13 protein-coding genes are annotated in these 14,823 nt (G+C 44.3%); 9 read left to right on the top strand and 4 right to left on the bottom strand.

Annotated elements, in window-relative coordinates; translation table 11 throughout:
* Positions 1–78: 78 nt before the first annotated feature.
* Together H5073_RS12760 and H5073_RS12755 are read right to left on the bottom strand one after the other, a co-directional pair.
* Positions 79–1,581, bottom strand: coding sequence for a bifunctional diguanylate cyclase/phosphodiesterase (locus H5073_RS12760; RefSeq protein ID WP_182679951.1), 1,503 nt, complete (start codon positions 1,579–1,581; stop codon positions 79–81).
* Positions 1,582–1,625: 44 nt separating this feature from the next.
* Positions 1,626–2,468: an HDOD domain-containing protein gene (locus tag H5073_RS12755; RefSeq protein ID WP_182679950.1), complete on the bottom strand. Its 843-nt coding sequence runs from the start codon at positions 2,466–2,468 to the stop codon at positions 1,626–1,628.
* Positions 2,469–2,785: 317 nt separating this feature from the next.
* On the opposite strand from H5073_RS12755, the gene yegQ reads away from it, so the two are divergent.
* The 3 genes from yegQ (at position 2,786) to H5073_RS12740 (ending at position 4,936) form a co-directional block, all read left to right on the top strand.
* On the top strand, positions 2,786–4,180 hold the full coding sequence (gene yegQ / locus H5073_RS12750) for a tRNA 5-hydroxyuridine modification protein YegQ (protein WP_182679949.1): 1,395 nt from the start codon (positions 2,786–2,788) through the stop codon (positions 4,178–4,180).
* Entirely contained in the window at positions 4,180–4,431 is a 252-nt protein-coding gene (locus H5073_RS12745; protein ID WP_182679948.1) for a YfhL family 4Fe-4S dicluster ferredoxin, read from the top strand. The genes yegQ and H5073_RS12745 overlap by 1 nt, the downstream gene beginning before the upstream one ends.
* A 148-nt stretch (positions 4,432–4,579) precedes the next feature.
* Positions 4,580–4,936, top strand: a complete 357-nt coding sequence (locus H5073_RS12740; RefSeq protein WP_182679947.1) for a DUF2956 domain-containing protein — start codon at positions 4,580–4,582, stop codon at positions 4,934–4,936.
* Between the two features lie 110 nt (positions 4,937–5,046).
* Here H5073_RS12740 and H5073_RS12735 read toward each other — a convergent pair whose 3' ends face one another.
* On the bottom strand, positions 5,047–5,574 hold the full coding sequence (locus H5073_RS12735) for an SCP2 domain-containing protein (RefSeq protein WP_182679946.1): 528 nt from the start codon (positions 5,572–5,574) through the stop codon (positions 5,047–5,049).
* Between the two features lie 147 nt (positions 5,575–5,721).
* Here H5073_RS12735 and H5073_RS12730 point away from each other — a divergent pair, with 147 nt between their 5' ends.
* The 5 genes from H5073_RS12730 to H5073_RS12710 all read left to right on the top strand — a co-directional run bounded on the left by H5073_RS12730 (position 5,722) and on the right by H5073_RS12710 (position 10,527).
* Positions 5,722–6,723 carry a peptidase U32 family protein gene (locus H5073_RS12730; protein ID WP_182679945.1) on the top strand — a complete coding sequence of 334 codons (1,002 nt, stop codon included), beginning with the start codon at positions 5,722–5,724 and terminating at the stop codon, positions 6,721–6,723.
* Between the two features lie 46 nt (positions 6,724–6,769).
* Positions 6,770–7,639: a U32 family peptidase gene (locus H5073_RS12725; RefSeq protein ID WP_182679944.1), complete on the top strand. Its 870-nt coding sequence runs from the start codon at positions 6,770–6,772 to the stop codon at positions 7,637–7,639.
* 357 nt (positions 7,640–7,996) lie between these two features.
* The gene (locus H5073_RS12720; RefSeq protein ID WP_182679943.1) at positions 7,997–9,355 is read left to right on the top strand and encodes a YjiH family protein; all 1,359 of its coding nucleotides are present in this window, start codon (positions 7,997–7,999) and stop codon (positions 9,353–9,355) included.
* Between the two features lie 239 nt (positions 9,356–9,594).
* Positions 9,595–10,047 (top strand): CBS domain-containing protein, encoded by a 453-nt coding sequence (locus H5073_RS12715; protein ID WP_182679942.1) that lies wholly within the window; start codon positions 9,595–9,597, stop codon positions 10,045–10,047.
* Positions 10,048–10,149: 102 nt separating this feature from the next.
* Entirely contained in the window at positions 10,150–10,527 is a 378-nt protein-coding gene (locus H5073_RS12710) for a PilZ domain-containing protein (RefSeq protein WP_182679941.1), read from the top strand.
* A 122-nt stretch (positions 10,528–10,649) separates the two neighbouring features.
* Here the strand turns inward: H5073_RS12710 and radA are convergent, their stop codons facing one another.
* Entirely contained in the window at positions 10,650–12,026 is a 1,377-nt protein-coding gene (gene radA / locus H5073_RS12705; protein ID WP_182679940.1) for a DNA repair protein RadA, read from the bottom strand.
* A gap of 171 nt (positions 12,027–12,197) precedes the next feature.
* On the opposite strand from radA, the gene H5073_RS12700 reads away from it, so the two are divergent.
* Entirely contained in the window at positions 12,198–14,585 is a 2,388-nt protein-coding gene (locus H5073_RS12700; RefSeq protein WP_182679939.1) for a PilZ domain-containing protein, read from the top strand.
* The last annotated feature ends 238 nt before the right edge of the window (positions 14,586–14,823 follow it).

The following is a 14,823-nucleotide window of genomic DNA, read 5'->3' as shown; positions in this document are numbered from 1 at the left end:
TACTTAGATAGTACTTAGATAGTATTTAGATAGTACTTAGGTTAATACTTAAATTAATAACAAAACAAGCTGCCGTTTTTAATGGCTTGCCTGCTGATTAAATGCAATGAATTGAGCCTGGAACGCCTCGGGCTCAAGGGGCTTAGCGTAATAATCACCTTGAATGGTATCGACGCCAAAACTTTTAAGCTGCTCAAGTACTGATTTAGACTCGACACCTTCAACTGTGACTTCAAAACCTAAGTTTTTTGCCAATTCTATGCTGCTCTTAATCAATTGTTTACTTCTATTATCCGAGTCAAAATCCTCCAAAAAAGCTTTGTCAATTTTAACTTCATCCACAGGTAAAAATCGTAAGTAGGCTAATGAAGAATGGCCGGTACCAAAATCATCAATGGCCAGTTTTACACCTATGCTGCGTAGGGCTTGAAGACGACTAATTGTTCGCTCAAGATCTTCCATTAACACGCTTTCAGTGATTTCAATCACTAAACTCGCCGCTGGCACATTATAATGCTTAAGTTTGGCATTAATTTCCTCTGCAAGTTGAGGATTATCTAAGTCAGAGGTGGATAAATTAACCGCAACCTTGACTTCAAACCCTTGGGCTAGCCAAGCGGCTTGTTGGGCTAATACTGTGTCGAGCACCCAATAACTGACCAAATCTATCATGCCGCTATGTTCTGCTAAGGGAATAAATTCAACCGGAGATAAACTACCTAAACTCGGGTGTTGCCAACGGATCAGTGCTTCAACTTGCTGACAATCCCCACTATGTAAATTCAACTTAGCTTGATACAGCAAATACATTTGCTCTTGCTTTAACGCTTTAGGTAAGGAGTTAATAATAAGCAGCTCACGATACTGCACCATGTCATCATCTTGCTGATAGTGGGCCATGGATTTTTTACACTGCTTGGCTTTTTTCAAGGCCAAATCTAAACGCCTTAGCATTAAACTCATGTCGGCGTTATGCAGCTTTAGGTTTAAGACTCCCAATTGCATTTTCACACTGATAGGCGTTTGCTCAATCTCAAATATCCGCTGTAAATGAAGCTTTATAGCCTGCAAAGACTCATCGCTTAGCTCATCTTGGTAAAACATGAGAAACTCATCGCCATTCATTCGAGCAACAAAGTCAGGGGTTGGGGTTAAGGTTTGGATGCGTTTAGCTAAGTCTTGTAGCAATAAGTCACCAAAGGCAAAACCAAATAAATTGTTAACAAACCGAAAACGCTGAATATCCACCAGCACTAAGAGGCCTTTTTGCAACGGAAGACGACACTTAAGGTAGCGTTTACATCCCACTCGGTTAGCAAGGCCTGTGAGCTTGTCGTGTTCAATTGAAAAAGGCACTTGTTGCTGTAATTGCTGCAACACTTGCAGCAAAGGCTCGAATAGTTTAGGTGTGCTGGGAAAATTAAGCGCGATGTGCTGATTTTTTTGCGATGCTAAGGTTTGACTTAATAAAGATAAAAACCGTCGCTGGCGCTGAATGTACCTTAGCGCTACCACAGTCACAGCAATTAAGGCTACTGTTAAAAGCAACGTAAACAATAACAGTATATTAATCACTGACACTGAGTTTTATCTCCTGATAATTGCTGCCACATAATCCCGCTTGGCTACTGATAACTTTGTTTAATGGAGTGGAAAGTATCCATGAATTCATCACTGGCTAAATCTTCTGGGGTGACTGGTAGACCCCGCTCTGCAAACACACCAAGGCGCTGTTGCAATTCATCTCCTGAACGCAACTCACTGGTATAAAATGCTGCCGCGCGAATAAAATCCACGTAACTTACTGTTTCAGGCAAGTAATTTAAGTCACTCCAATGCTCAACCACTTGCATCACTTCTGGGGCAAAATCCCAACTTTTTAATACCGCTCGCCCTATTGGCCCTTGCATTTTTCTTACCAATAAACGTAGCTGATCTATGCTGGTAAATAAATCTGGCTGAGACTCTGCCTCAGTAAGCACAGGTAGGGCGCCAATATTATGCACCAATCCTGCAAGGGTAAGGGTTTCTCTGTCTAACGCTTTTAATGGGTTACGGCGATTGTACATTAGTAGCATAGAACCTGCGGCCGCGGTCACTTCAATTGAAGTTTGCCACACTTCGTCCATGACTTCCCAGACCATTTCATTACTGGAAATAAACAATTGCTCCATAGCAACAGAAGTCGCTATGGTTTTGATTTTAACCAAACCAATACGATTTACCGCAGCGCGAATATTTTCAGCTTTAGGACCACGACAATACATAACACTGTTAGCAACTTTGACGATACGAGCCGAAATAGCCGCATCTTGACCTATGATATCACCCACCTGTTTAAGACTAGTTTCAGGGCGCGCCACCACTTCTTGCACCCGCATTGCCACTTCTGGCAAGGTGGGTAATATCAAGGCATCTTCTTTAAGTTTTTTGAGTAATCCTACCAGTACCTGATGTTCTGCTGTCATGGGTTTAGCATCCAATAGCATTATTTTATTTTATTAATTGAAGATTATACCAGCTGAGACAAAATATGGATGAGCAAAGTAGAAGAAAAGCACAAGATGCTTAAAACCTCGGCTACACACAAGCGGTTTAACCCATGAAACTCAACCGCCAGATTGAGCCTGACTTAGCTTCTGAGTGATCGCCTAAATTCCCTTACAAAAATTCAGGTTGATCTAGCGCACACTTTTACCCCCTGAGTTTGCGACTGGTATCACCTGAACCTAAAATGCAGCCCCTGCGCACTTTGCGAACCCACTAGTACTACTCGAGACTAAGCATGTTTAAACCTGAGTTATTATCCCCCGCCGGTACCCTGAAAAATATGCGCTACGCCTTTGCCTATGGCGCCGATGCCGTTTATGCAGGCCAGCCAAGGTACAGCCTTAGGGTGCGTAACAATGAATTTAAAATGGAAAACTTGGCCTCAGGTATTCAAGAAGCCCATGAATTAGGCAAAAAGCTCTATGTGGTAAGTAATATTGCGCCCCACAATGCCAAATTAAAGACTTATATCAAAGATATGCAGCCTGTGGTAGCCATGCAGCCAGATGCGCTTATTATGTCTGATCCTGGGCTGATTATGATGGTGCGTGAAGCCTTTCCTGATCAAGTGGTGCATTTATCTGTACAAGCTAACGCCATTAACTGGGCTTCGGTAAAGTTTTGGCAACAGCAAGGTATTAAGCGGGTGATTTTATCCCGCGAATTATCCTTAGATGAGATTGAAGAAATTCGCCAGCGCTGCCCAGATATCGAGCTTGAAGTGTTCGTGCATGGTGCCCTGTGCATGGCTTATTCTGGCCGCTGCCTGTTATCTGGCTACATCAATAAGCGCGATCCAAACCAAGGCACATGCACTAATAGCTGCCGCTGGAAATACGATGCCCACGAAGCCAAGCAAGATGACAATGGTGACATCATAGCGCTGCAATCTAGCCCTGCTATTTACAATCCAAGGGATGCACAAATTGCCGTACCAACCTTAGGTGAAGGCGCCCCAACAGATAAAATGTTTTTACTCGAAGAGCCAGGTCGCCCAGGTGAGCTTATGCCAGCCTTTGAGGATGAACACGGCACTTACATCATGAATTCAAAAGACCTACGGGCAATTCAGCACGTAGAGCGCCTAACGAAAATGGGCATAGATTCATTGAAGATTGAAGGCCGCACTAAGTCTTTCTATTACGTTGCCCGCACCGCGCAGCTTTATCGCCAAGCCATAGAAGATGCCGCCAGTGGTAAAGATTTTGACCGCAGCTTAATGCACAATCTCGAAGGCTTAGCCCATCGCGGTTACACCGAAGGTTTTTTACGTCGCCACGTCCATGATGAATATCAAAACTATGAGCACGGCTACTCCATCAGCGACACTCAGCAATTTGTTGGGGAGTTTACCGGTAAGCGCAACGACGCAGGTATGGCAGAAGTTGATGTGAAGAATAAGTTTTCCGTGGGCGATAGTGTTGAAGTGATGACGCCCCAAGGCAATTTCACCCTGAACATAGATAAGTTGATTAACCGCAAAGGTGAACAGGTCGAAGCGGGTCTGGGATCTGGACACTTTGTGTTTATCACCATAGCCCCTGAGGTGGAGTTAACCAAAGCAATACTGATGCGCAACTTGCCCCAAGGCGCGGACACCCGTAACCCGCACTCATCGGGCTGTGCTTAATGGCACTCTTGATTGATGACAGCTGCATAAATTGCGACATGTGCGAGCCTGAATGCCCCAATCAGGCTATCGCCCTTGGGGAGGAAATCTATCAAATCGACCCCAAGCTGTGCACTGAATGCGTGGGGCACTATGATAAGCCCACTTGCATTTCTGTCTGTCCTATCGATTGCATCGCCATCGACCCTAATAATAAAGAGTCCCAAGACGAGCTATTGATTAAATACGCTAGCCTCACAGGCAAGCTGTAACCTGTGGTTGTAATCAAGCTTGTTAAACGGCAGCATTTGGGCGTAGCCTAGACATTTAGCTGTTTTATCATCATTGACCTGCCTTATAATTAAACCTATATAATCAAGCCAATGATGATAAAGCAAAATAACTAAAGTAGATGTCCAGATGAAAACCACAATCTCAAACGAGACCCAGCAAGACGCCCAAGCTATCGCCAAGGCGATTCAAAAGCCTGGGCAAACGAAAGAGCAAACCCGGCTGATTGCCCAAGGGATTGAAAAAGGCATTGCCGAGTATAAAAAGCAGCACAAAGCCAAATCACGGCAACGGGATAAAGCCCGTAAACTGCAATTAAAAGCCAAATCTCGTCCAGCAAAAAACTCAAGCGATGCTCACGATAACAATGAAGCGTTTGATGCCGATCTTGAGTCGCAAACTCAATTCACCACTGCCACCTGGATAGCGATAACTTTATTGCTATTGAGCTGGGCAGGCTTTGCAACTTACCTGTTTGCTGTTTAACGGCTTATTTGCATAACATCAAAGAGGTTGGATACACATTTTTTGCTGTGATGTGTTAAATAGTTTTTATGCTGTGATGTGAAAGCAGGGGCCTAGCCCCTTTCAGCCAATTAAGAGGCAGCCGCTAGACTGTGTGATTGCAATGTTTCAAGCCCTTGGGAGCATTTTTCAATGCCGACACGTATAAAACTTGGCAGGGCATCAAGCTCGATGGCAAGCAATAAGTTCTTCACCTCAAGTCCCAGCTCAGTATCGCCTTCGATTAATAGTTTGCGCTGAAAAAACAAGCTATCGGGATCCTCCTTGCCAGAGGCGATTAAGAGTAACTCAGGCACGTTGGCGCTAAAGGTCACATCCGCTTGAGTGGGGGCACGCAGCAATAATGCCATCCCACCGGCCTTTTTAGTGACGCTCAGCTCAAAATCAAGCCCGATATCCAATACTTCAATCTTGACCCACTTATCTTCGAGAAAATCCATCTCGCCTTGTTGAAGCGGCTGCTTTAATCCCATGGCCAGCACTTTCTGGATGGCCTCACGTTTGAATTTATTTGGCACCACAGCCAATGAATGGCGAGTTAATTTTGGGGCTTGGCTTAAGATGGCTTGAGCCAATTGCTGCTTCACAGTGCTAAGCATGAGTTTCTCCTACAGAAAATAAACGCAATTTCAAACCAGTTTACTCACATTTTATCTATAGAAACCTGTTTCAAATCAAATCTTGTTAACTCAATCACTTTTACACTGCCCTCTCACCCAGATGATAACAAAATTGCGAGATACATCATGGAACTCCTCTGTCCGGCAGGTAATCTTGCCGCTTTAAAAGCCGCCTTTAATGCTGGCGCCGATGCTGTTTACCTTGGATTAAAAGATGACACTAATGCCCGCTCCTTCGCTGGGCTTAATTTCACCCCAGAGCAAATTAAGTACGCCACAGAGCTTGCCCATAGCCAAGGCCGGCAAGTATTTTTAACCATCAACACCTTCCCTAAACCCGGTGAAGAATGGCGCTGGTATGATGCGGTAGATTTAGCCGCAAGACTTCAGATGGATGCACTTATTGTTGCTGACCTTTCACTGCTCAGTTATGCCCATGAGCATTACCCTCAGTTGCCATTGCACTTATCAGTGCAAGCGAGTGCCACCAATTTAGGCGCACTGTCTTTTTATCAAAACGCCTTTAATATCCAGCGCGCGGTGCTGCCGAGGGTATTGTCCATCAAGCAAGTACGTGATTTATCTAAAGTCAGCCCAGTGGATTTAGAAGTATTTGCCTTTGGCAGCTTATGCATCATGGCTGAAGGTCGCTGTCATTTGTCCTCTTATGTTACCGGACAATCGCCTAATACTGGCGGCTCCTGCTCCCCCGCTAAACACGTACGCTGGCAAGATGAAGGCAAACACCGAATGACACGCCTTAATGAAGTGCTTATCGACAAGGCCGATGAAACTGAGCAGCTAGGTTATCCCGTCGTCTGCAAGGGCCGCTATGTAGCAGAAGGCGAGTCAGACGCTAAATACTTACTGGAATCTCCCACCAGCTTAAACACCTTAAGCCTATTGCCAGAACTTGCTGCAAGCGGAATTAAGTCACTTAAAATTGAAGGCCGTCAGCGCAGCCCAGCCTATGTGGAACAAGTCACCCGGGTTTGGCGCAGCGCCATCGACACTTACTTTGCCAACCCAAGCGCCTACCATGAAACCCAAGAGTGGCAGCGAGTACTCGCAAAAGTGTCCGAAGGGCAAACGACCACTTTAGGCGCCTATGAACGTCAGTGGCAATAACAAGTTTAATAACAATAAAAACAGACTGATACAAAGTAGGTGAACAATGAAAATAACATTAGGCCCAATCAGCTATTGCTGGGAAAAAGACAAGGTTCAGGCTTTCTATGAAAAAGCCGCTCAAAGCCAAGTGCATAGCGTGTATTTAGGCGAAACCGTCTGCAGCAGGCGCCGAGAAGTGAAGCTTAACGATTACCTCGCCATAGCCCGCCAATTAAAAGCGGCAGGCAAAGAGGTTATCTTATCCACCATGGCTTTAATTGAAGCACAGTCTGAAATAGGCGAGCTTAGAAAATATATCGATAACGGTGAATTTATTATTGAAGCCAACGACATGGCTGCTGTGCATTACGCCTGTGAAGCCAAACTGCCATTTATTTGCGGCCCAAGCATTAATAATTACAATCGTGCCAGCCTAGATATCTTGCACAAGATGGGCATGGTGCGCTTTGTGATGCCCTATGAGCTTTCAAAAGACTGGCTCACTAAGGTGATAGAAAATAAACCTGAGTTCGATATTGAAGTCATGGGCCACGGTTATATGCCGCTTGCGCATTCGGCCCGCTGCTTCACCGCCAAGCATTTTGGTCTGAGAAAGGACAATTGCGACACCATTTGCAAGACTCACCCCAAAGGCATGTTAGCGCAAACTCAGGAAGATCAACCACTATTACGTCTTAATGGTATTCAGACACAATCCGCTTCTTATGTTGACCTTATTAGTGAAATCCCAGCAATGCAGACATTAGGAGTCAATTATTTTAGGGTATCGCCCACCGCGCTTAGTAGCATTGAACTGGCCGATGAGCTGTGCCGTACATTGGCAAAGCAGCAAACACCACAGAGCCAAAGCTGCAGCCAAAGTTGCAATGGTTATTGGTTTAACCAAGCAGGATTTAATCAGGTCTCATCTTAAGTCGCTAGATGTTACTGCGTTCAAGTAATCACCATTATCGATGGCAACTCATGTTAATCGCCGCTTCCCACTCCGCCTCAGTTAGCAATTGCTGAGGCGGTTTTTTTGGATGCTCAGTTATTTTTAGTCATATTTATTATCTAACATTGGCGGCCATACTAATAAATCACTAATACTGCATAGCTAAACAACAAGGTTAACCACCCGGTAGCGCCTGATAGTGTTGGCTTTCCGCTTCATTAGCGGGTAATCTTGCAGTCTATTTTTATACAGCCCTCATTTTGAGGCGAGTAAAATGCAGGTTTGGACCATAAAACTGGCCTTGCATTTCTACAGTAGCCCTACAGGTAACACGCAGTGGAAGTTCCAAAAAAACAACATAATCTAAAAACCATCATCACTTTTATTCTGCCTTCACTTATTGGCTTGCTGCTGTTTATGCTGCCTATTAGCTATGATGGCGCAATCACTATCCCTATCGCAGTATTAGCAAAAACATTGCAAGCCCTATTGGCTGATTCACTCACCTTAATAGTCACTTGCATCATAGTGTTTATGGCTATAGCCACAGTGCTTGCTAAGCTGATAAAGCCTAAATTTATTACCCAGAGCCCTTTTTTCACCACATTAATGCTAATCCCCTCACTTTGGGTGTTCATGCGCATACTCGGCGCGGTATTTGTGGTGATGACTTACCTGCAGATTGGCCCTGAGATCATCTACTCTTCTGCTACTGGCGCCTTGGTATTAAACGATTTATTACCTGTGCTGTTTTCGGTATTTATACTGGCTGGGATCTTATTGCCACTGTTGGTAAACTTCGGTTTATTAGAGTTTTTTGGTACCATGATGACCAAAATAATGCGCCCCGTGTTTAATCTTCCAGGTCGCAGCGCTATCGATTGTATGGCCTCTTGGTTAGGTGATGGCAGTGTCGGCATCTTAATGACCAACAAGCAGTATGAAACCCGTTTTTACACTCAACGTGAAGCTGCAGTTATTGGTACCACCTTCTCAGCTGTGTCTATAACTTTCAGCCTAGTAGTGATTTCTCAAGTTAAGCTTGAGTATCTGTTCATTCCATTTTATTTAACTGTGTGTTTAGCTGGTGTTGTGGCTGCCATTATCGTGCCTAAACTACCACCATTATCATGGAAGAAAGATAATTATATCGATGACACTCCTCGCCATGCCGATGACGAAATGATCCCATCGAACCACAGTGTCGTGTCTTGGGGTTATGAGCAAGCACTAGAGAAAGCGGAAAAAGCTGGCGGCGTTAAGCATTTATTCGAAGAAGGTGCTAAAAACGCTGTCGATATGATTTTCGGTATCATTCCAGCGGTAATGGCCATTGGCACCATAGCGCTAATACTTGCCGAACATACGCCTATTTTTAACTATTTAGGTATGCCCTTTGTACCTTTATTGGAGCTATTGCAAATACCTGAAGCTGTGGATGCCTCAAAAACTATCGTTGTGGGTTTTGCCGATATGTTTATCCCGTCAATTCTTGCCAGCTCCATTGAGTCTGATCTAACGCGCTTTGTGATTGCGGCGCTTTCTGTGACTCAACTTATTTACATGAGTGAAGTGGGTGCCTTGCTACTTGGCAGTAAAATTCCGGTGAACTTCTTCGATTTATTTGTGGTATTCATTTTGCGTACCTTAGTCACCTTGCCTGTAATTGCAGGCGCTGCTCACTTGTTACTCTAACGCCCCAAACAAATCGTTAACCAAAGAGACCTTAGGGTCTCTTTTTTTGTCATAAATATCACTTTCCGTGCTGATATTACATGCAAAAATAAAAAACTAGGCTAACCTCAAGTGTAATGATTTCATGGCGAATTTTACTGCGGTACCTAAGGTTAACTTTATTCAGAATGATTCAAATGCACTGAGAGTATTCTGATTTTAAATTAATATAAAACTAATACGGCTGCTAAGGGGACATAATGAATACAACAACTACGACAGCCAGCTCATCTAGCACGAAAAAAATTGCCGATATAATGAAAACCCGCGTGGCAAGTGTGAAAATGGATGACAGGCTCAGTGTGGTAAAACATATCTTTGAACAAGTCGCATTTCACCATCTATTGGTTGTAGAAGACAAACAACTAGTGGGGATATTATCTGAACGTGACATGTTGCGCTCAATCAGCCCTAACTTAGGTAAAATCAATGAGACAGTCAAAGATCTGGACACACTCAATAAACGTGTCCATCAAATCATGGTCAGAAACCCTATCAGCGTCAGTCCTGATGCCAGCTTAGATGAAGCTAGCTACCTATTACTTAAAAATAAAATAAGTTGCTTACCTGTCGCAAACGGTAAAACCTTACTGGGGGTCATCACCTGGAAAGATATACTAAAAGCCTATTGCCATTTTGAAGCAAAGGCCTAAATTAAAGCTGATTTTATCGCATTTTTGCTGAATACTTGTGCAGCTAAACATAAATACCTTATGCTTAATACAATAAATGCCCTACTCGATAAAGGACTTGTTATGGATGAAAAACGACGCTTTTCCCGTTTCCTCTTTGCGACCAGTGCGCACTTGTACCAAGGGGATGCCGTTTGGGAAACCAAGATCCTTGACCTGTGTCTCAACGGTGCATTAGTCGAAACGCCTCCTGACTTTGAGCCAAATAACACTGCACTATCCTTAGTGTTTTTCCTGCCAGATTCTGAGATAAAAATCACCATGGAAGTGGGGATAATCGTAAAAGATACCGTTAATCTCAGGTTAGAATGCTTACACATAGATATTGATAGCATCAGTCACCTTAAACGCATGGTGGAGCTCAATTTAGGTGATACCGAATTGCTACACAGAGAGCTAGCGCTGTTTATAGAAGAACATGAACATGCTCATGGCATTTAATCACTAATAAAGATGCTAAAAAAACAACAATGAAAAAGGATCCCCAGGGGATCCTTTTTGCTAGCAAATCCTTCTCAATATTTGTAGCAAGTCATACTAACCATTACGTTATCGTCTTCGCATTAAAGCACTTCTAGTGCTTGAGATAATTTACTGACCCCTATCACTTGCATACCTGCAGGCGGCTTTTTAGGCACGTTGGCTTTAGGAACGATTGCGCGAGTAAAACCGTGCTTAGCCGCTTCAATCAAACGCTCCTGACCATTAGGGACTGGGCGTATTTCACCAGATAAGCCCACTTCACCAAACACCACTAAATCAGTTGGCAAAATCTCGCCGCGAAAACTCGACACCATAGCCAACAACAAAGTTAAATCCGCGCTAGTTTCGGATACTTTAACTCCGCCAACCACGTTAACAAACACATCTTGATCTGACATTTGTAACCCACCATGGCGGTGCATAACGGCCAGCAGCATAGCCAAACGGTTAGCATCCATCCCCACAGCCACCCGCCTGGGGTTTGCCATCGCAGAGCTGTCGACTAACACTTGTAACTCCACCAGCAAGGGGCGGGTGCCTTCCCACACCACCATCACCAAGGAGCCTGATGCAGCCTCCTCACCACGGGATAAGAATATTGCCGATGGATTGGCCACTTCCTTAAGCCCGCGCTCCGTCATGGCAAATACCCCAAGTTCATTGATGGCTCCAAAACGGTTTTTGTGAGAACGCAGAGTACGGTAGCGACTGTCGCTGTCACCTTCAAACATCACAGAGCAATCTATGCAGTGTTCCAGCACCTTAGGGCCTGCGAGACTGCCGTCTTTGGTCACATGACCCACCATGATGATGGCAATTCCTTGCTGTTTCGCAAAACGGGTTAAGTAAGAGGCTGACTCCCGCACCTGAGACACACTGCCAGGGGAAGATTGCACATCACTCATGTGCATGACTTGAATTGAATCTATGACTATGACCTTGGGCTTTTCTTGCAGGGCGATATCACAAATAGCCTCAACGCTGGTCTCAGACAACATGTTTAAATTTGCCGTGGGCAATCCTAGCCTGTGAGCTCGCATGGCAACCTGTTGCAGTGACTCCTCTCCAGTGACATAAAGCGCTGGCATCACCTGAGCTAACTGACATAAGGTCTGCAGTAGCAAGGTGCTTTTACCTGCACCAGGATGACCGCCAATCAAAATAGCACTGCCAGGGACTATGCCGCCGCCGAGTACCCTATCGAGTTCTGCAAAGGAACTCGCTATGCGGGGCTGGGCATTTAAATCAATTTTATCTAGGGTCTGCACTTTGGCAGTCCCACTGCCTGCTGCCCCTGCGTAGCCCGCAAATTGATGAGTACGAGTCGCACTACTACCTGTGCCTAAGCGTACCTCAGTAATACAATTCCACGCTTGGCAGACGTTGCATTGTCCTTGCCAGCGCGGGAAATCTTGGCCACATTCATTACAAACATAAGCCGTCTTATTTTTAGCCATAATAATAAACCTGAAAAACGAGAGACAGAAACACACTGCGAAATAAGAAGAAAACCAGTATAATCAATACGCTTAATTTATACTTTAGGTATAAAATCAATAAAGCCCAGCAGTTTTTTGCCGATAAGATTAACAGCCAGACTCACAAGAAGCATTAAAAACGAAAACATAATGAGTTTAGACAACCACACCGCTCTGATTGAGCAATTAAAGCCACTGTTAATGGAACCTGATTTTCAGGAGATTTTCACCCAATTAACGGCTGACGAGTCCAATTCCACCCGTTTTCTAATTAAGATGGAGCTCAGTCGGCTGGCTACAATTTGCACCCGTATTATCGATATGCGTGATAAAACGGAGCTGGAATGTCAGGAGATAACCCTAGGTGGTATCACTCATTTTTTAGATGAACCTGCACAAAAAGCTTTGCTGCAATCGCTCCCCCTGTACCGCAACAAGTACACTTTAGGGGTATATGAACATGTTATCAAAGCTCACAAAAAATACTTATATAAGCAAAAGTTTTTGCAGGCTAAAGCGCAATCAGATAACCAAGATGTCAATGAATTCATAGTTCCAGCTGTGGTGATCGGCAATTATTTCAGCCGCACCGAAGAACGAATGAACTACAGCATCAAGGTCAGAATGCAGCAGCAGGGCATGAGCGAGTTTAGCGGCACCACTTTGGATTTATCCGTCAGCGGCGCTAGGATTAAGCTCGACGCTAGTCAAGCCATTGATGCCGATAGACCTATAGTTGTTAAATTAAGCGCGCTAAACGAAGATGAATATTTTGAAGAACTGCAACTTGGCGTAGAGTATAAAATTGTTGATTTACAGCATAACAGTCAAGAAACTACCGTTCGACTCAAGCGTGTCGGCGCTGGTGAGTCCTTAGATAAATTGATCCGTGAGCTAATAAACAGCTATAAGTTTCGCTACAAATTAGATGTGAATGATGTGGTTGTGACAGCGACAGGACTTGGTTTTGAGCGTCATTATTTACCACTTTTTAAACACTTAGCCTTATACTTAACTCAAGATAAACAGCAATATCACTTAAGTCATGAGTTACTTAATGTGGGTAACACTGAGATCCAAAGCTTTTTTAAAGATGAACATGCAAATTGCCAGCTACCGGCAATGCTAACCCCAGTGCGTCTCAATAAAATCATCACTCACGCTGAAGATGCCAACCACAGGCTGTTTTTTTGTTTTACTCATACGGCAAACGGCCGGATCCATTTCTATTCAGCCAGCCTTGCTGAGCTCATTCAAACTCAGACTCAAGCCTTGTTCTTTGGCTTTGGTGCTAAAAAAGACAGCTGGCGAGTGTTTAAAGTCACCCAACATCAAATCGACCATAAGCAACATTACAAGAGTTCAACCTTACCCGGTGATGATCCTCTCTACTCTGACGAAGCCGAGCAAGAACTGCAAAAAATGTCCCATGTGCTGCAATTACAAGATGTCAGTAACCCTGATGTTAGGCAAGACTACCAAGCTTGGGTGTATCACAACGATGTCAACGATCTCAAAGCCTTTGCCCAAGAGAAGGTTAAAAATACTAGTATTAAGCGCTTATCTATGCCCTTTAGTGAGCGCCGCCATGAAGCCAGATTTAACTTTAAGACCAGCGTAGACATAAGCCAAGGTGATAAAAAAGCCAGCGGCGTCAGCTGCGATATTTCTAGCCGTGGTTTGCAAATTAAACTCGATGAAAAAATCGACTTTACCAGCCCAGCAGCAGTACAACTGAGTTTTCCGAAATTACAAGCTATAGCCGGTAATGTTCAACTTAATCAGCTAAATTATCAGTTAGTTCAAACTCGATACCAAGGCAGCCATTTGCACCTAAGTGCCACTCTTGGGCACACGCCTCACGTGGGCGCCGAATTTATGAATAAGCTTATTCAACACAATAAAGATAAATTAACTCAACTATCAGAGCCCAATGGCGCGCTTAAAGAGCTCTCTGATGGGATGAAAAATCTACTCACTCGCCAACTGGCTGGTGTGCCTTTCTTTATTGAAAAGACCAGTAAGTCTGCCAAAATAGCTTGTTTAGGCATTGGCACCAAAGCAGATGAAATTAGCCATTTATTTGCCGCTGGCACAGAGAACACCCTGCAATACAACCTCACGCCCTTGTTAGAGGGTGGCCAATTTAAACAGTATTATTTCGAGCCATGCAAAAAAATGAAACATCAACACAAGTTGAGTTTCTTTGAGGTGTATATTCAAGTAAAACACCATGCAAGAGGCTCCATTAGCCTCACCACTCGCAGGCTGGATGAGCTAACCACTAAAGAAGTCCAGTTACAATTTATTAAGGCGGGTCAAAGAGCAGGGAAATTTATCGCGCTACGGGTCTATATTGGCGCCGCTGATAGAAGTGATTTAACTTATATCCGCCGTGAGCTTGAATATATTGCCTCTCAGGCTAAGCACAAGGCGACTCAGCTTGAAGAGAGGCTTAATAGCATCATAGGTGTGGGTGAGTTACTTGATATCACTCAAGAGGTGCTGTGCCGCTATCCAGAGCTAGCCGTAGAATAATCTTCAAGAGGTGCAGTGCCCATCTATGCCAGAGCTAGCCCTAGAATAATCTTCAAGAGGTGCTGTGCCCATCTATGCCAGAGCTAGCCCTAGAGTCATATTCAAGAAGTGCAGTGCCCATCTATGCCAGAGCTAGCCCTAGAGTCATATTCAAGAAGTGCAGTGCCCATCTATGCCAGAGCTAGCCCTAGAGTCATATTCAAGAAGTGCAGTGCCCATCTATGCCAGAGCTAGCCCT

The sequence above is a fragment of the Shewanella sp. SR44-3 genome, from assembly GCF_014163735.1.
GTDB lineage: Bacteria > Pseudomonadota > Gammaproteobacteria > Enterobacterales > Shewanellaceae > Shewanella.
Note: the sequence above shows the minus strand (reverse complement) of the source record. Positions and strands in the feature narration are given on the sequence as shown.

Coding starts and splice junctions, on each gene's coding strand:
- H5073_RS12755 (WP_182679950.1), bottom strand. CDS start 2,468: ATGACAGCAGAACATCAGGTACTGGTAGGATTACTCAAAAAACTTAAA.
- yegQ (WP_182679949.1), top strand. CDS start 2,786: ATGTTTAAACCTGAGTTATTATCCCCCGCCGGTACCCTGAAAAATATG.
- H5073_RS12745 (WP_182679948.1), top strand. CDS start 4,180: ATGGCACTCTTGATTGATGACAGCTGCATAAATTGCGACATGTGCGAG.
- H5073_RS12740 (WP_182679947.1), top strand. CDS start 4,580: ATGAAAACCACAATCTCAAACGAGACCCAGCAAGACGCCCAAGCTATC.
- H5073_RS12735 (WP_182679946.1), bottom strand. CDS start 5,574: ATGCTTAGCACTGTGAAGCAGCAATTGGCTCAAGCCATCTTAAGCCAA.
- H5073_RS12730 (WP_182679945.1), top strand. CDS start 5,722: ATGGAACTCCTCTGTCCGGCAGGTAATCTTGCCGCTTTAAAAGCCGCC.
- H5073_RS12725 (WP_182679944.1), top strand. CDS start 6,770: ATGAAAATAACATTAGGCCCAATCAGCTATTGCTGGGAAAAAGACAAG.
- H5073_RS12715 (WP_182679942.1), top strand. CDS start 9,595: ATGAATACAACAACTACGACAGCCAGCTCATCTAGCACGAAAAAAATT.
- H5073_RS12710 (WP_182679941.1), top strand. CDS start 10,150: ATGGATGAAAAACGACGCTTTTCCCGTTTCCTCTTTGCGACCAGTGCG.
- radA (WP_182679940.1), bottom strand. CDS start 12,026: ATGGCTAAAAATAAGACGGCTTATGTTTGTAATGAATGTGGCCAAGAT.
- H5073_RS12700 (WP_182679939.1), top strand. CDS start 12,198: ATGAGTTTAGACAACCACACCGCTCTGATTGAGCAATTAAAGCCACTG.